Annotated in this window: 16 protein-coding genes; 2 read left to right on the top strand and 14 right to left on the bottom strand. The window is 72.2% G+C overall.

Translation table 11 applies throughout. The annotated features are described in order from the left end of the window. Window positions 1–692: 692 nt before the first annotated feature. The 13 genes from ACT3T5_RS12860 to idi all read right to left on the bottom strand — a co-directional run bounded on the left by ACT3T5_RS12860 (window position 693) and on the right by idi (window position 13,883). Complete coding sequence (locus tag ACT3T5_RS12860; protein ID WP_444594521.1) at window positions 693–1,721, bottom strand: LacI family DNA-binding transcriptional regulator; 1,029 nt, start codon at window positions 1,719–1,721, stop codon at window positions 693–695. A gap of 147 nt (window positions 1,722–1,868) precedes the next feature. After that, on the bottom strand, window positions 1,869–3,221 hold the full coding sequence (locus tag ACT3T5_RS12855; RefSeq protein ID WP_441448209.1) for an FAD-dependent oxidoreductase: 1,353 nt from the start codon (window positions 3,219–3,221) through the stop codon (window positions 1,869–1,871). Beyond that, window positions 3,218–4,006, bottom strand: a complete 789-nt coding sequence (locus ACT3T5_RS12850; RefSeq protein WP_441448210.1) for a class I SAM-dependent methyltransferase — start codon at window positions 4,004–4,006, stop codon at window positions 3,218–3,220. Before ACT3T5_RS12850 ends, ACT3T5_RS12855 begins: the two co-directional genes overlap by 4 nt. Continuing rightward, on the bottom strand, window positions 4,006–5,220 hold the full coding sequence (locus ACT3T5_RS12845; RefSeq protein ID WP_444578314.1) for a type III polyketide synthase: 1,215 nt from the start codon (window positions 5,218–5,220) through the stop codon (window positions 4,006–4,008). The genes ACT3T5_RS12850 and ACT3T5_RS12845 overlap by 1 nt, the downstream gene beginning before the upstream one ends. Window positions 5,221–5,449: 229 nt before the next feature. Then, on the bottom strand, window positions 5,450–6,334 hold the full coding sequence (locus ACT3T5_RS12840) for a prenyltransferase (protein ID WP_444594520.1): 885 nt from the start codon (window positions 6,332–6,334) through the stop codon (window positions 5,450–5,452). Then, window positions 6,331–6,642 carry a lycopene cyclase domain-containing protein gene (locus tag ACT3T5_RS12835; protein ID WP_441448213.1) on the bottom strand — a complete coding sequence of 104 codons (312 nt, stop codon included), beginning with the start codon at window positions 6,640–6,642 and terminating at the stop codon, window positions 6,331–6,333. The genes ACT3T5_RS12840 and ACT3T5_RS12835 overlap by 4 nt, the downstream gene beginning before the upstream one ends. After that, complete coding sequence (locus ACT3T5_RS12830; protein WP_441448214.1) at window positions 6,639–6,989, bottom strand: lycopene cyclase domain-containing protein; 351 nt, start codon at window positions 6,987–6,989, stop codon at window positions 6,639–6,641. Before ACT3T5_RS12830 ends, ACT3T5_RS12835 begins: the two co-directional genes overlap by 4 nt. Further along, entirely contained in the window at window positions 6,989–8,707 is a 1,719-nt protein-coding gene (crtI, locus tag ACT3T5_RS12825; RefSeq protein ID WP_444594519.1) for a phytoene desaturase family protein, read from the bottom strand. The genes ACT3T5_RS12830 and crtI overlap by 1 nt, the downstream gene beginning before the upstream one ends. Next, the gene (locus ACT3T5_RS12820; RefSeq protein WP_444594518.1) at window positions 8,704–9,570 is read right to left on the bottom strand and encodes a phytoene/squalene synthase family protein; all 867 of its coding nucleotides are present in this window, start codon (window positions 9,568–9,570) and stop codon (window positions 8,704–8,706) included. Before ACT3T5_RS12820 ends, crtI begins: the two co-directional genes overlap by 4 nt. Then, a complete protein-coding gene (locus ACT3T5_RS12815) occupies window positions 9,567–10,340 on the bottom strand; it encodes a tryptophan-rich sensory protein (protein ID WP_444594517.1) in 774 nt (257 codons plus the stop codon). Before ACT3T5_RS12815 ends, ACT3T5_RS12820 begins: the two co-directional genes overlap by 4 nt. Continuing rightward, entirely contained in the window at window positions 10,337–11,989 is a 1,653-nt protein-coding gene (locus ACT3T5_RS12810) for an SDR family oxidoreductase (RefSeq protein WP_444594516.1), read from the bottom strand. The genes ACT3T5_RS12815 and ACT3T5_RS12810 overlap by 4 nt, the downstream gene beginning before the upstream one ends. Beyond that, window positions 11,986–13,263: a polyprenyl synthetase family protein gene (locus ACT3T5_RS12805; RefSeq protein ID WP_444594515.1), complete on the bottom strand. Its 1,278-nt coding sequence runs from the start codon at window positions 13,261–13,263 to the stop codon at window positions 11,986–11,988. Before ACT3T5_RS12805 ends, ACT3T5_RS12810 begins: the two co-directional genes overlap by 4 nt. Continuing rightward, a complete protein-coding gene (gene idi, locus ACT3T5_RS12800) occupies window positions 13,260–13,883 on the bottom strand; it encodes an isopentenyl-diphosphate Delta-isomerase (protein ID WP_444594587.1) in 624 nt (207 codons plus the stop codon). Before idi ends, ACT3T5_RS12805 begins: the two co-directional genes overlap by 4 nt. A gap of 125 nt (window positions 13,884–14,008) precedes the next feature. Here idi and ACT3T5_RS12795 point away from each other — a divergent pair, with 125 nt between their 5' ends. Together ACT3T5_RS12795 and ACT3T5_RS12790 are read left to right on the top strand one after the other, a co-directional pair. After that, on the top strand, window positions 14,009–14,539 hold the full coding sequence (locus ACT3T5_RS12795) for a MarR family winged helix-turn-helix transcriptional regulator (RefSeq protein ID WP_193116660.1): 531 nt from the start codon (window positions 14,009–14,011) through the stop codon (window positions 14,537–14,539). Between the two features lie 12 nt (window positions 14,540–14,551). After that, complete coding sequence (locus ACT3T5_RS12790) at window positions 14,552–15,682, top strand: FUSC family protein (protein ID WP_444594514.1); 1,131 nt, start codon at window positions 14,552–14,554, stop codon at window positions 15,680–15,682. Window positions 15,683–15,808: 126 nt separating this feature from the next. On the opposite strand, the gene ACT3T5_RS12785 is transcribed toward ACT3T5_RS12790, so the two are convergent. Next, window positions 15,809–16,504 (bottom strand): MFS transporter (locus ACT3T5_RS12785; RefSeq protein WP_444578305.1); only part of this gene is annotated, 696 nt, incomplete at its 5' end.

Genomic DNA, 16,504 nt, shown 5'->3' with positions numbered 1-16,504 from the left:
TTGGCGAGCCGTCATCGGTCGCCGTTGCAGGAACGGGGAGGCGCAGGCCCGGGAGGGCCGCGCGGCAGAACTGCTTAATCGATTCGAACTTAATCGATTCGGCGAGTATGGCCCGACGACGAGGCGGGTGTCAACGGGGGAGTGTCACGGTGCGATCACGGACCGCGCCGAGCGCTCGGAGAGCGGTGCGGTGCGGCGCGGGGTGACGGTGGTTGTGCTTCGGTGGCGCGGGTGATGGCGGCGGCCGTGCTCCAGGGGCGCGCCCTCTGTGCAACTGCCGGCCGTCGACACCTATCCACCGCCCGCTGGTGTCCAGCGACGGGTCGTCGGTCGCATCCACTGGCGTGTGGTGTGCAGCGGCAGGCCTTGTGTCGTATCTACTGGCCTGTGGTGTGCAGCGTGGGCGTAAATGCCCCAGCCTGCACACCTGCCGCCAGTGGATGCGATGGGTCGGCTGGCCAGGGCTGGTCGGGGCAGAGCAAAGCGGAGCAGAGCTGGTCAGGGCAGGGCAGGGCAGGGCAGGGCAGGGCAATGCTGGGTTGGGCCGGGCCGGGCCGGGCTGGCCGGGCTGGCAGGGCAGGGCCGGGCTGGCCGGGCTGGCCGGGTCAGGTCAGGTCAGGTCAGAGCAAAGCGGAGCAGGGCAGGGCGGGGCAGAGCGGGGGAGAGTGCTGGGTGGGGCGGCGTGGCGTGGGTCAGAGGGCGCCGGTGGACTCGCGGCCGATCAGCGAGGCGGGCTCGACCTCCAGCACGGTGCACGGCGGCTCGACGCCCTCGATCTGGCGCACCAGCAGGTCACCGGCATGATGGCCCATCTCGAAGGGCCTGCGGGCCAGTGCCGTGACCGCGGGGACGGTCAGCTCGGCGATCAGCGAGTCGTCCCAGCTGACCAGGCCGAGCTGCTCGGGCACCGCGATGCCCCGACGCAGAGCTCCGCGGAGCGCGCCGATCGCGAGCAGGTCGCTCGAGGCGACCACCGCCGGCCGGCTGCTGAGCTGCAGGTCGGAGGCCTCGAAAGCGGCGAGCCCGGCGTCGATCGTGTAGGGGCCCGAGGCGTGGACGTGCGGGATCCCGTGCTCCTGGCACAGCGAGCGCAGCAGCTCCAGGCGGCTGAGCTCGTGGGCGAACTGCTCGGGGCCGGTGAGCTGGATGCAGCCGTCGTAGCCGCGCTCGACGATGTGCTCCACGACGGTGCGTGCGTCGTCGGCCTCCGCGGTCATCACCTTCGCGAAGGACTCCGGGCCGGTGTAGTGGCCAAGCACCGAGAAGTCCATGTTCAGCGACTCGAGCACAGCGGGGCGATGGTCGTCCTCGGCGATGTCCAGCAGGACGACGCCGTCGACGCGACGCTGATGGGCCCAGGTGCGGAACACGTCGGACTCCGCGTCGGCGCCTCCCTGCACGAAGCGGATCAGCAGCTCGTAGCCGTGCGCCGAGGTGGCGGACTCGATCCCGGCGGTCACCGAGGAGTAGAAGGGCTCCCTCGAGACCTCCTGCGGATCCCGGATCAGCACGAGCCCGACGTTCCCGCTGCGGCCGCGGCGCAGGGCCTGGGCGCCCGAGTGCGGGGTCCACCCCACCTCATGGGCGCGCACGAGAACACGTTCGCGCATCGCAGCGCTCACCCCCGGCTTGTCGTTGAGGGCATAGCTCACCGTCGCGGGAGAGATGCCGAGGTCGCGCGCGATGGTGGCGACGGTCGGACGAGTCGATTTCCGCGACATGGCTGCTTCCGGTCTGTGGGTGGGACGCTGGGAATGCTCTCCAGCGCGGAGGTCACCGCAGGTCGGCAGGTCGGCAGGTCGCTGGATGGCCACATGATAGGTCCCAGGTCTGCGGGGACGGCGTCGCACGGCGGTCGTCGAGGCCGTTCACGAACGATCGAGCGTGGCCCAGCCCATGGAGTACGCCCAGGCCATCCGATGCCGGAGCGGGGTGCGCAGCACCGCCCGGATCCCGGCGTCCCGCACGCCCGCGACCAGGGTTGATCGAGGTCGCCCGAGGACCATGTTCAGCTCTGCCAGGAGTCCGGCGGTGCGTGCTGCGAGTCTCCGGTCGCGGTCGAATCGCTGCAGCAGCGGCATGGTGGGCAACGGGTGGCGGAGATCGCGGGTGATGACCTGCTCGAGCAGGGGTGCCAGCGCGAGGGCGTCGAGCCAGCCCAGGGTGATGCCCTGGCCGCCGATGGGGCTGATCTCGTGGGCGGCGTCCCCGATCAGCACCTGGCGGCCGCGCAGCATGGTCCGGGCCGTCCGCCGCTGCACCGTGAACGCGCTGATCATCGTGGTGGTCGCCGGGTCGATCCGGGCTCCGGTGCGGCGGCGGACGATGGCGGCGAGGTCGTCGGGGTCCGACGCCGTCGGGGCGGTCCCGGTGTGTGCCACCCAGCGGCGTCCGCTGCCCGGCAGCGGGAAGGACTCGACCACGCCGCCGGGGTGGAGATGGATCGTCGCGGGCCGTGCGGCGTGCGATGCCGCGGTGCGCCGGGCGTCGTCAGAGTCGGCGACGTCGCCCATGAGGTACGTGTCGGGGTAGATGCGCAGGTCCGTGCGGATCCCGGCGAGCTCGCGCACCGTGCTGCGCGCCCCGTCGGCGCCCACCACCACTCGGGCGCGCCACGTCGTGGGTCCCGGGTCGGTGCCGGCCGAACCCGCTGCGGGGCTGGCCGAACCCGCTGGGGTGCCGGCCCCGTCGGGCGCCGTTCCCTGCCCGTCCTCCCGTGGGGTTCTCCGGGCTGTCACCTGGACGTCCGCTCCGCGATCCTGGATCGCGACGACGTCGATACCGCGGTGAAGTGCCGCGGGAGCCAACTGGGTCAGGCGCTGGGTGAGCATCTCTTCGGTGACGCTCTGGGGCAGCGCGAGCACGTAAGGACGCTCCGGACAGGACAGCTCGAAGCTCAGAGACCCCAGGTGGCGGTCCCTGCTGCGGGCGGCTCCGCGAAGGATCGGTGCACCTCGGGCGATGGCCGCCGCGTCGAGGCCGACAGCCGTCAGCGCGGCCAGCGCCGGCGGGTGCAGGCCGATGGCGCGGGAGTGGGTGCTGAGCTGCCACCGACGCTCCAGGACCACGGCGTCCACACCCCTCTGCTGCAGCAGGATCGCGAGCAGGAGGCCGGCGGGCCCGCCTCCGACGACGAGCACATCGCAGGTTCGGGCCGATGGATCGGGAACGTCGACGGGATCGGCCGTGCCCGCAGGGTGGCTCGCGGACGTGCTGGTCACGACGGGCCGAGGTGATCTGGGTCGGGCAGGCGGTCGGCCCAGCTGAGACGTGCTGGATCAGCATCGGGGTCGTGGAGGAGGTCGGCGTCGTGGTGGAGGAGGATCCGCGACGGGGCCTGCTCGGTCACGCGCCACACGGGCGGGACCACGGCGCGCAGTTCCGGGACGGTGTAGCTGCGGCGGATCGAGGTCAGCCCGTCCTCCCGGATGAACGACGTCCGGAAGACGGGGTGGAGGGCCGCGGTGCCGGCGGCGAACAGCAGATAGCCCCAGCGGCTGCGCCGGATGTCGCTGTGCACCGCGCGGACCCGGGCGAGCCGCTGGGAGTCGACGAGCAGATCGGAGAGCTGCTCGTCGTCGAGATGATGGAGCAGGTGGTTGGAGATCACGAGGTCGAACGTGCGACCCTCGCCGACGAGCTCGCGGCTGGTCGCCCGGCGGAAGCTCGCGCCGGGAACCGGGGGCCGACGCCTCGCCCACGCATGCGCCCGAGGATCGGGATCGATGCCGGTGACGCGCACGTCGAACCCGTCGCGCCGCGCCCACCGGACCAGACCGCGGGAGAGGTCCCCGCCGCCGGAGCCGATGTCGAGCACGGTGGTGGGTCGATCTCGGGACAGCACCGGACGCAGGTGACGGGTGTAGGTCGTGCGCCAGCCGGCGACCAGCGCGTTGACGATCCGGAACCGGGCGTAGGTGCGATCCAGCATCTCCGGGTCGCAGTCCGCGGCGTCCATCTGCTCGGTGAGGCTCCGCGCCCGGTGGCGCAGCGGGGGAGGGATCATCAGGTCCCCGTCGGCCCGACCGGCGTGACCGGCCCGACCGGCGCGATCCGGGCGGCGGCGGGCGAGAGCCGCGGTGAGGCGGGGCTGCCCGGGACCCGGGTCATCAGCGCAGATTCGACGGTGAGGCCCGGCCCGAACGCCATCGCGCAGACCCGCTCCTCGGCGACGGCCGACCCGCCCTCGAGGATGTGCTTGAGCACGAACATCACGGTCGCGCTGCTCATGTTCCCGTAGTCGCGCAGGGTGTCACGGGCCGGGACCAGCTGCTCGGCGCTCAAGTCCAGCCGGGCCTCGACCTTGTCCAGGATGCTGCGGCCGCCCGGATGGATCGCCCAGTGCTCGATCTCGGCGTAGTCGCGCTGCGCGAGGGAGGGATCGTGCGCGAGCAGAGGGGCCAGCGCGCCGGTGATGTGCTCGTCGATGATGTGAGGGACGTAGGTGCCCAGCACCATCTCGAAACCGTGGTCGCCGATGTTCCAGGCCATGGCCTCCTCGCCGACCGGCGTCAGGACCGTCTCGAAGTGGTCCAGCGTCAGGACCGGTCGCTGCGAGGGGAGATCGCGGCCGGTGACCACGGCCGCCGCGGCGCCGTCGGCGAACAACGAGGAGCCGACGATGGTGTCCGGGTCGTTGGAGGTGCGCACGTGCAGGGTGCACAGCTCGACGGTCACGACCAGCACCACCGCCTCCGGATCGGCGCGGCAGATGATCTGGGCCTGCCGCAGGGCCGGGAACGCGGCATAGCAGCCCATGAACCCCAGGTGGTAGCGCTGCACGGAAGGATCCAGGCCCAGGGCGCGCACGATGCGGTAGTCGGGACCGGGGGCGAAGAACCCGGTGCAGGAGACGGTGATGACGTGGGTGACGTCCGCCGCGCCGAGACCCTCGCTGGCCTCCAACGCCGCAGCCGCAGTGCGTACGTAGAGCTCGGTGGCCTCCCGGGCGAAGACCTGGTTGCGGGCGCCGGTGGTCGGGTTCAGGAAGGCGTGGGTGGTGGCGTCGAAGAACACCGGGTCCTCATGCGCCGCGTCCTCGCCCCATTCGGTGAGCGCGGAATAGCGTCGCTCGATCCCGGAGTTGTCGAAGGCCGAGCTGACCAGCCGGGTGCCGAGCCGGCTCAGGCCGGGCTGGGCGAGGAAGACGTCGCGCAGCTCCTGCTGGGCGAGCTCCGTGCCGGGTACTGCCAGTTCCAAGGACCTCAGGGTGACCGTCATGCTTCATTCTCTCGGTGCGTGATCCGGGGCACAACGGGTCGTGGAGAGGCGGCGGGCTGCGTGAGGGCGCGACCGAGCCCGGCACCGGTCCACGTGCGTGCCTGGTGCGTCGGGGCGGTTCGATATCGGTGTGGACCGATCGGTCGAGGGTCGAAGGTGGAGGGTCGAGGGTCGAGGGCCGGGGTCGGGAGGGGTGGGGAGCGGTGGGAACGAGCAGTGGTGAGCGAGGTCAGCTGCGCAGGGCGATCCAGATCAGCAGCTGGGTGAGCAGGAACCCGGTCAGCAGGTTCAGGGCCAGGAACCGCCGCCAGCCGGGACGGGCGCGGTCGCCGTGCTCGTCGGACAGCGAACGGTACGGCCAGATGCTCGCGATGTAGGGAATGACCAGGAGTCCTGCTAGCAGGGCCGGCCATCCGGCGGCGAGCATGACCAGGCCGGCGGCGGTGTACAGGGTGAGCGAGAACCGGACCGTCGTGCGCGCCCCGAGCACGGTGCCGATCGACCCGATCCCGGCCTCCCGGTCCGGCACGATGTCCTGCACGGCGCCGAAGGCGTGCGAGGCCATGCCCCACAGGAAGAACGCGGCCAGCGCCGCGAACGCGGCGAGTGTGAGCGGTGCGCCGGACAGGGCCAGGCCCACGGCGGCGGGCCCGACGAAGTGCGTCGACGAGGTGAGCGAATCCAGCACCGGCCTCTCCTTCAGGCGCACCCCGGGCGCGGAGTAGCCGACCACCGCCACCAGCACCACTGCGAGCACGAGCGCGGAGACCGGCGAGCCGAGCAGCAGGAGCGCGATCACGAAGGGCAGGGCGAGCAGCCCGGCGGACCACAGCGTGAGCGCGTGCCAGCGGCTGTCCAGCACGATCCCCTCGACGCCGCCCTTGCGCGGGTTGCGGAGATCCGATTCGTGGTCGAAGACATCGTTGATCCCGTACATGAGCAGGTTGTAGGGCACGAGGAAGAACACCGTGCCGAGCACGAGCGTGAGGGTGATGCCGCCGCCGGCCAGCAGGTATGCCGCTGCGAAGGGGTAGGCGGTGTTGATCCAGCTCAGCGGGCGGGAGGAGCCCACCACCTGGCGGACGGCGCCGGGCGCGCCGGTGGTCGTGGTCATCGGTCCTTCTCCTGGGGGTTCAGCAGCAGGGCGAGTGAGGGCAGCAGCAGTCCGGCGGCGATCGGCCAGGCGAGGTCCTCCACCGGCACCAGCGCGATCCGCAGCCCGCTCAGCTGGGACTCGTCGTACCGGAACAGGTCCGCCGCGATCATCGCGGTGTCGAACACGATCGTGAGGAGCAGCAGCCCGACGACGGTCCCGGCGGTCACCGCCCACCAGCGTGGTCCGGGCCGACGCACCACGGCGGCGAGCGCCGTCACCAGCACCGGGGGCAGGAGGAAGAGGGCGGCGAGCAGGGCGTAGGTCATGCCGCCCTCCTCCGGCGCTCTCTCCTCCGGGGCATCGCACGGGCGAGCAGGCCCCACAGCACGAGCGTCGTGTAGGCGAGGAAGCTGACGAACACGAGCTCCTCGAGGGGCAGATCGGGCAGGAGCTCGATGCCGGTCATCGCCGGGCTCTGACCGGTCCGGTAGTGACCGGAGGCGATCGCGGCGAGATCCCAGAGCAGGAAGAAGACGATCCCGATCGCGAGGGTGAGCACGAGGGTTCGGGCAGCGCGCTTCGGCGTCCGCCACAGGACGAGGCGGAAGCGATGATCCAGCAGCACGATGCATCCGGTGGGGACCAGCAGCACGGCGAGGTACAGCCCGGCCATCAGGCGTCGACCCCGGTGCTCGCGGCCGTCGTCGTCCGAGTGCCGGCCTCGCCGGGCGCGCGGGATCCCGCCGGCGGTTCGGGCAGCGGCGCGGAGGAGCGGTCTCCCCGCAGCCTCTTGGCCACGAGCTCCGCGCTGATCAGGCACATCGGCAGGCCGATGCCGGGCAGCGTGCTGGAGCCCGCGTAGAACAGCCCGGACACGTGGCGGGAGGCGTTGCCGGCGCGGAAGAAGGCGCTCTGGCGCAGGGTGTGCGCCGGGCCGAGCATGCTGCCCTGCCAGGCCCCGAGATCCTCGGCGAACTCGGCCGGACCGACCGTGCGGCGCACCACGATGCGCTCGGTGAGGTCGGGGATCCCGGCCTGCTCGGCGATCCGCGCGATCGCCTCGTCGGCGATGCGCTCGACGGCGGGGGAACCGCTCCCGTCCACGCCGCCGTGACCCAGCGACGGGTCCGACGGCACGGGGACCAGCACGAACAGGTTCTCGTGTCCGGGTGGCGCGACCGACGGATCGGTCGCCGAGGGCCGGCACACGTACGACGAGGCCGGGGACGGGACGCGTCCCTCGCGGATCGCCCCGAAGTTCTCGTGCCAGTCGCGGGTGAAGAGCAGGGTGTGGTGCTGCAGCTGCGGAAGCTCGCCCCGCACGCCGAGCAGCACCAGCACGGCGCCGGGTCCGCTCGTGCGCCGCCGCCACCACGACTCCGGATAGGTCTGCAGCGGGCGCGGCAGCAGGGTGGTCTCGACGTGATGGAGGTCCGCGGTGGCGACGACGACGTCGGCGTGGAGGACGCGGTGGTCCCCGTCGGCCGTCCGCACCTCGACTCCCTGCACCTCGGGCTTCCGCGCCCGTGTGCCGCGTCCCTTGGCGCTCGGGGCGGTGAGGATCCGTGTGGCGCGCGTGCCGGTGTGCAGGCACACGCCCTCGCGTTCGGCGAGGCCGACGATTGCATCGATCAGGCGAGCGAAGCCACCCTGCGGGTACTGGACGCCACCCGTCAGGTCCAGGGCGCTCATCAGGTGGTACATGCTCGGGGTGCGGTCCGGCGAGGAGCCGAGGAACACCGCCGGATAGCCGAGCACCTGGCGCAGCCGCGGATCCCGGAAGCGCCGTGCGACGAACCGTTCGAGGGGCTCGGCGAGCAGTGCCAGCAGCCGGGGTGCCCGGGTGATCACGGCAGGGTCCAGGAATCCTCGCAGCGAGGTGAAGGACGTATACAGGAAGTGCTTCAGCGCCAGGTCGTAGGTGTTCCCGGCGGAGTCGAGGTACTCCGCGAGCCGGCGTCCCGCGCCGGGTTCGATCTCCTCGAAGGCGTCGGCATTGCGGGCGGCGGAGGCGTGGATGTCCAGCGGCTCCTCGTATCCCTCGAAGAGCACGCGGTAGCCCGGGTCCAGGGGGCGCAGGTCCAGCTGCTCGGCGGACGATGTGCCGAGGAGGCGGAGGAAGTGGTCGAAGACCTCGGGCATCAGGTACCAGGAGGGGCCGGTGTCGAAGCGGAAGCCGTCGCGCTCCCACGAGCCGGCGCGGCCGCCGAGCTCCTCGCGCGCCTCGACCAGGTCCACCTGGTAGCCGTCGCGGGCCAGCAGGGCGGCGGTCGCGAGTCCGGAGATCCCGCCGCCGATGACGACCGCGGTGCGGGGGTTGGAAGCGCTGGCGATGGAGGCGCGGGGATCGGTGGTGCGGGGCCTGGAGGGGCGAGGATCGGAGGTGCTCATGCGCGCCTGCTCAGCAGGACGCGCACGAGGATCTGCGCCTTCTCATGATCGGGGACCCGCACCCGGGTGCGGCGGATCTCCGCGGCGGGGGTGGCCCGCAGTCGGCGGGACAGCGCGCTGTACAGGCCGTGCGCGGCGGCCACGGCCCGACGGCTGCCGCCGGGCAGGTGGGGGATCGCGGCGGCGGCGCGATCGAGATCCGCGTCGATGTCGTCGAGCAGCTGGTCGCGGTGCGCGTCGGAGAAGTGTGCGGGGTCCAGGCCCGGGAAGTAGGTGCGGCCCAGCTGGTCGTGATCCTCTGCGAGGTCGCGCAGGAAGTTGACCTTCTGGAACGCGGCGCCCAGGCTCTGCGCAGGCTCCCGCAGCCGCGCATAGGCGGCATCGTCCCCGGCGACGAAGACCCGCAGGCACATCAGCCCGACCACTTCGGCACTGCCGTGCACGTACTCCTGCAGGCTCGCCTGGTCGTGCTCGGTGACGGACAGGTCGGCGCGCATCGAGGCGAAGAACGGGTCGATCAGCTCGGGTCCGATGCCGTGGCGTCGGGCGGTGATCGCGAAGGCCTGCACCACGAGGTTGGTGGAGCGGCCCCGCTGCACCGCCCGCGCCGTCTCGGCGGCGAGGTCGTCGAGCATCTGAGCGCGGAGCGTGTCCGGCAGGAGCGGGTCGGGGTCGTCCACGGTCTCGTCGGCCACGCGCACCAGGGCATAGATGCTGCGCACGTGCGTGCGCACAGGTTCCTCCAGGAGCCGCACGGCCCAGCCGAACGAGGTCGAGTAGCCCGCGATGACGGTGCGCGCGCTGCGCTGCGCGACCCGGTCGTAGTGGGCGCCGGGCGCCTCGGGCGGGTGCAGCGCGTTCATCGCACGGTCCCGTCCGGTGCCCGTCGACCGCGCAGCCATCCGATGGCCCCGGCGACCGTGATCACGAGGGCCGCGGTGGCGGCCGCGCTCGCGACGACGGGGGAGTGCGGGGCGTCGGCGGCCCGGCCCACGGCGATCCAGGCCAGACCCCAGACCATCGCAGCCGGCGCGGCGATCGGGCGCCGCCCTGCCACCGTGAGGGCGATGCCGAGCGCGGCGACGACCGCGAGCACCGCGACGGCGAGCACCTCCGGGACCCCGAAGCCCAGGAAGCCGGCACCCTTGAGCGCCGCAGCGATGTTCGCGCAGGTCGCGACGCTCACCCAGCCGAGATACAGGCCGAAGGTGCCATCGACCACGACCCGCTCGAGGGAGCTGCGGGCCGGGTGCACCGTGATCCGGTGGAACAGCAGGGCCAGCACGCCCAGCAGCACGGCGATCACCGGCACGCTGACCCACACCCAGCCCGCCTGGATCACGAGGATCCAGGTGGCGTTGAGCAGCAGCGAGGCGATGGCCGGGGCGGCGATCCCGCGCTCGTCGCGGGCGTCCCACCACTGCCACAGGGTGTATGCGCCGAGTCCTGCATAGATCAGCGACCAGATCGAGAACGCCGAGGAGGCCGGGGCGAGATGGGTGGAGTCCGCGGCGAGCAGCCCGCCCGCGGCCTCGGCGATCGGGTCCCCGCCGACGGCACCCACGCCGATGGCGGTGCCGACCATGGCGATCAGGAAGGCGAGGGTCACGGCCCCGCGGCGGAGGATCGTCATGAGGTGGGCTCCTGATCGGGTCGACGGGAAGTGCGGGGGAAGGTCGTGCCTGAACCGGTCGAGCCGGAACCGGCCGGGCCAGAACCGGTCGAGCGGGGGCGGGCGGTGGGAGCACTGGTGGTGGCACCCTCGGCGGCGCGGGCGATGTTGCGCTGCATGCCGCCGAAGACGATGCCGTGGAAGGGCCAGACGGCCCACCAGTACGCGTCCCCGAGCAGGCCGCGCGGGTGGTAGATGGCGCGCTGGTGCAGGCGCGAGCCGCCGTCGGCCTCGGCCTCGACCCGCAGCTCGAGCCAGGCCTCACCCGGGACCCGCATCTCGGCGCGCAGGCGCAGCAGACGGCCCGGCTCGAGCCGTTCCACCCGCCACCAGTCCAGGGCATCGCCCACCGAGAGGCGCTGCGGATGACGGCGACCGCGGCGCAGTCCCGGACCGCCGACGATCCGATCCATCAGCCCGCGGGCGACCCAGCCGAGACGCCAGGAGTACCAGCCGTTCGCGCCGCCGATGCCCTCGACGACGGCCCACAGGGTCTCCGCGGTCGCCGCGACGCGCCGGCTGCGTTCGTCGCCCCGGACGATGCCGCCGGCCCACTGCGGGTCCTCGGGCAGCGGGGCCGACGGTGCCCCGGCCGGTGCTGCGGAGTGCCAGGCGGTGCTCACGTCGAGCTCGTGGATCCGGGTCAGGGCGAGGGAGATGGCACGGTCCACCCCGGTGAGTCCTCCCTCGGGGTCGGGGATGAGCCCGCGGAGGTCGGACTCCGCCGCGACGGACTCGTGGATCAGCGACTCGACCAGCGGGCGGGCGATCCCGGTGGGGACCGGGGTGACCAGGCCGATCCAGTGGCTCGCCAGGCGCGGGGTGAGCACGGGGACCGCCTGGATCCGGCGCGGGCGCAATCCGGCGACACGGGCGTAGGCCCGCAGCAGGCCGGCGTAGGTGAGCACATCGGGACCGCCGACGTCGAAGGTGCGGTTGGGCGTCCCCTCGAGGCGGGCCGCGCCGACGAGATAGTGGAGCACGTCGCGCACGGCGATCGGCTGGATCCGGTTGTGCACCCAGCGCGGGGCGATCATCACCGGGAGACGCTCGGCGAGGTGGCTCATCACCTCGAAGGAGGCGCTGCCGGAGCCGAGGATCACCGCGGCGCGCAGCACCACGGCAGGGACCTCGCCGGCCAGGAGCACGTCCCCGACCTCCTTCCGGGAGGCCATGTGCGGGGAGAGCTCCTCATCCTCGGGATGGATGCCGCCGAGGTAGACGATGCGTCGCACCCCGGACCGTGCCGCGGCGTCCGCGAAGTTCTGCACCCCGGTGCGGTCGTGGTCGGCGAATCCCTTGCCGCCGCCCATGGCGTGGATCAGGTAGTAGGCGACGTCGACGCCGTCCAACGCGTCGGCCAGCGTCGCGGCATCCATGACGTCCGCCTCGACCACCTCGACGTCGTCCCGCCAGGGGCGCCCGTCGAGCCGGTCGGCGTGCCGGGCCATCGCGCGCACCCGCAGGCCGGCGCGGAGCAGCTCGGGGATCACCCGGCCGCCGATGTAGCCGGTGGCACCGGTGACGAGGACCAGCGGGGCGTCGGGTCCGGAGCCGGTGCTGCCGGCGGGGGTGATGCCTTCTGAAGTGCTGCCATCTGCAGTGCTCATGAGGAGGATCCTGTCGTCGCCGGGCTGCGGTGCGCGGGGGCTGCACGGGTGGGGTCCCGGTACGCGGCGCCGCGATGAGGCGAAGTGTCCCCGTCGGGGCGAGGGGCTGGCAAGGATTCTGCCGGGTCCGCTTCCCGGCCCGGGGCCGACGACGGCTGCGAGGGGAGCAGGAGGTCGGCGGTGCGCAGGATCTCCTCGGTCGCGGTGCTCAGGGCGTGCACGAGGGCGGCCGGCAGCCGGTGGCGGATCGCGGAGGAGACGGCGCTGGCCAGGTGCCAGCGGGCGAGTTCCTCCGTCCACGCGCGGGAACCGCTGTCGGTGAGCAGCGTGCGGGCGCGGCGCGCGTCCTCGGCGTCGAGGTCCGGCCGTCCCAGCAGCGGCTGGAGCTGGCGCCACTGGGCGGTGGTGGTCGCGTGCGCGATCAGCGCGGTGCGCTTGCCCTCGCGCAGGTCGCCGAGTGCGCTCTTGCCGGTGCGGCGCTCCTCGCCGAACAGTCCCAGCAGGTCGTCGAACAGCTGGAAGCCGATGCCGAGCAGGCTGCCGATCTCGTCGAGGGCGGCGAGGGTCGCGTCCTCGGCGTCGGCGAGCAGCGCGCCCGCGTGGAGCGGGAACTGGAAGGAGTAGACCGCGGTCTTGAACTCGGCGACGGCCAGAGCGTCCCTCAGCGCCGCGGACTGCGCTGTCTGGCTCGACTGCGCCGTCTCGCTCGACTGCTCCGCCTGATCGGGGTGCAGCTCGGATCGCAGGTCCAGCTGCAGGCGCACGTCGGCGAGCTCGCCGACAGCGGAGTCGTGGACGGTCGTCTCGACGAGATCCAGCAGGCGGTCGACCACGGGGGCAGGGGCTTCGCAGCGGGCGATCGCACGGAACGCCGCGAGCAGGCCGAGATCGCCGGCGAGGATGCCGGCCGCCTCGCCGTAGCGCTGGGCAGCGGCGAGGGAAGCCCCGCGCTGCTGGACGTCCTGCGCGAAGCTGCCGGGAAGGCTGGGCACGCCGCGTCGCGTCGGATCGCCGTCGATCACGTCGTCCTGGACGACGAAGGCGGTGTGCAGCAGCTCGAGGGCGGCGGCGACCTGGACCGCAGCCACCTCACGCCCACCGCCGAGGGCGCCGTGCGTGGCCGTGAGCAGCGCGGGTCGGAACCGCTTCCCCCCGTCGGCGGCGCGGGCGAAGGCATCCCACAGGTCGCGGTGCTCCGGGCTCGAGGAGGTGACGCCGCGCGAGAGCAGGCGCGCGATCTCCCGGTCCACGGCGCCGTGGTCGTGGGCGCTCATGATCTGCTCGCGGGTGCGGGTGCGGGTGCGGGTGCGGGTGCGGGTGCGGGTGCGACGGCGGGGCCCGGCGTCTGTGCGGCCGACGGGACGAGGTGTCTGCGCAGATCAGGGACTTGGGAGACCATCCACGGGCTCAGGGTCCAGGGCGCGAGGTCCACGAGTGCGGCGATCTCGCCGGGGGCGACCCAGCGCAGGTCCATGACCTCCGCAGGATTCGGCGTGAGCTCTCCGGCGGCGTCGGCGATGAAGACGGGACAGATCTCGTTCTCCACCACCCCGGAGGCGTCGACCGCGCGATAGCGGAAGTCCGGCAGCGCCTCGCGCACCCCGCGCACCTCCAGGCCCAGCTCGTGGGTTGCGTGGCGGGCGACGGCAGCGGCGAAGGACTCGCCCTGGCGCGGATGCCCGCAGAAGGAGTTGGTCCAGACTCCGGGCCAGGTGCGCTTGGTCAGGGCGCGACGGGTGAGCAGCACCAGGCCGTCCTCGCGCACCACGTGGCAGGAGAAGGCGAGGTGGAGCGGTGTCGTGGCGGTGTGGACGGTGGTTCGAGGGGCGAGGCCCCGGGGGGTGCGGTCCTCGTCCATCAGGATCACGTGGTCCCAGGGTTCGCTGGACACCATGTCCTCGGGCGCCCGTGCGCTCTCGCCTGCGGTCTCGATCATGGTCCTCCTCGTCGGTGCTCGGCGTCAGGTGCTCGGCCTGAGATGATTAGCCTATCTATATAAATTTACTTTAGCATCGGAGGATGGTCGAGAGCGCGGGGGAGACGAGCGGGAGCTCGAGCGGTTCGTACTGGTACGACGGCGACGATTCGGCCGTTGACCTCCTGTCGGCCCTGCGAGGATTCCGCGCCGCTGATCACGACATGCGCCGGCGCATGAGCGCCGGCATGGAGATGAACACCACGGACCTCTCCGCGCTCCGCTACGTGATCGCGCACGAGGCCGGGGACGATCACGCGACCCCGCAGGCGCTCGCGAGGCACCTGGGGATCTCGGGGGCGTCGACCTCGAAGCTGCTGGATCGGCTCACCGAGTCCGGCCACCTCGAGCGCGTGCCCCACCCCTACGACGGCCGCTCCCGCATCGTCGTGGCCACGGACCACGCCCATACCCAGGTCCGTGAGCGACTCGGCGGGATGCACGAGCGGATGCTCGAGATCGCCCACCTGGTGCCGCCGTCGGCCCGACCGGCCGCCATCGAGTTCCTCCGGGCGATGGCCCGGCACCTCGAGACCGAGGCCCCGCCCGAGGAGCTCACCGCCCGCGACGTGTGAGACCGTCGGAGGATGGTCGCCACCTGGCAGGAACGTGCGCAGAAGCTATGGGCCGCCGCGGTGCAGCCCGAGGCGGTCACCGGCTGGCTGCAGATCGCCAAGGCGGTGATCGCGGGCACCGTCGCCTGGTGGCTGTCGCGGGACGTGCTCGACTCCCAGATGCCCTTCCTGGCCCCGTGGACCGCCCTGCTCACGGTGCATGTCACGGTGTACCGATCCGTCTCCCGCGGCCTGCAGACCCTGGTCGCCTCGATCCTCGGCGTCGCGCTGTCCTTCGTGATCGGCGCCTGGCTCGGGGTCAGCGTCGGCACCTTCGCGCTCGCCCTGGCCGTCGGGATGGTCCTGGCGCTGGTGCCGTGGATCCGGGACGAAGGGGTCGCGATCGCGACCACCGCGATCTTCGTGCTGGGCGCGGGCTTCGGGCAGCAGCAGCCGCTGCTGCTGGACCGGATCCTGGAGATCGGGCTCGGCGTCGCCGTGGGGATCGCCGTGAACCTGCTGATCATCCCGCCGCTGCGGGAGAAGCAGGCGGCGCGCTACGTGGACAGCATCAACCGCCGGATGGGCGGCGTGCTGGTCGACATGGCCGACGAGTTCGCCACCGCCTGGGACACCGAGCGGGCCGACGCCTGGGTGGAGGAGACCCGGTCGATGTCCCGGGAGCTCGCCAGCGCCTGGCAGGAGGTGCACTTCGCCCGCGAGAGCGAACGGGGGAACCCCCGCACCCGGCGCGCGGGTGCCCTCCTCCGCCGTCACCGCGGCACCCCGGCGGATGATGCCGAGGAGGCCTCCTACGAGGAGATCCTGGCCCGGGTCGAGGAAGGGATCTCGCACCTCCGGCACCTGTCGCGCACGCTCCGCGAGGGCGCCTACGCCGAGGGTGAATGGGACGACCGCTTCCGTCAGCGCTGGGTCGCTGTGGTCCGCGACGCGGGCCGGTCGATCGCCGATCCCGACGCGGAGGTGGAGCCGATCGCCGACCGGCTCTCCGCCCTCGCCCTCGACCTGGCCGACAACACCGAGCTGCCGCGGCGCTCCTGGCCGCTCTACGGCTCCCTGATCGCGAGCATGCTGCACATCGCCGTCATCGTGGACGACGTCGCCTCCGCGCGGGCCGCCCGTGAGACGCCATCCACCTCATAGTCGAGGCCGGGCAGCAGAGACCGGTTGGATGAGGTCGGCTGGGTCAGGCCGGACGCAGATCGGCGCGGACCTCCGCGGGTTCCCCCGCAGGACGTCCGCGCCGATGTCGGCCCAGAAGGTGCCGATTCAGAAGGTGCCGGCGGCCACCTGGTCGCTGCGCTCCTGCTGGCGCTCCACGTCCCGGGGGTACACCTTGTAGAACAGCATCCAGTACAGGGCGTTGAGCAGGTACGGCACGACGACGAACCACAGGAACATCGTCTGGCTGCTGAAGGCCTCGGCGACGAAGCCGAGCCCCAGGGACATGAGGGCGGTGACGCCGCCCTGGATGAGCGAGAACAGCATCGCGAAGGCGGTGGCACTGAGCTGGGTGGGCACCACGTTGGAGACCATCGGCAGCACGCAGCCGGAGAAGCCGATCGAGAACACCAGGCCCAGCAGGAAGGTGATCGGGGCCGCGGCGCCGAAGCCCTCGTAGGGGAGCTGGGTCACGATCGCGACGGTCGCGGCGAACGAGACCAGGTAGATCTGCATCAGCATGATGCGGCCCTTCTCGCCGAACTTCCGCACGAACAGGTCCGCCAGGCGGCCGCCGAGGAAGGCGGAGAACACTGCGCCGATCGAGAAGCAGGACATGGTCAGGGTGGTCTCGAAGACGCTGACCCCCCGTTCGACGACCAGGAAGTTCGGGTAGAAGGCGAGCAGCACGAGGCTCGTGACGAGCACGACCATGCCGGCCATGAGGGAGATGGTGGGGATCTTGAAGAGCTTCACGCCGTCGGAGATCTTGAACGTCCCGGCCTCGGCCATGGGACTGCCGCG

The sequence above is a fragment of the Brachybacterium sp. AOP3-A1-3 genome (assembly GCF_052378285.1).
GTDB lineage: Bacteria > Actinomycetota > Actinomycetes > Actinomycetales > Dermabacteraceae > Brachybacterium.
This window is presented reverse-complemented; position numbering and strand designations above follow the sequence as displayed.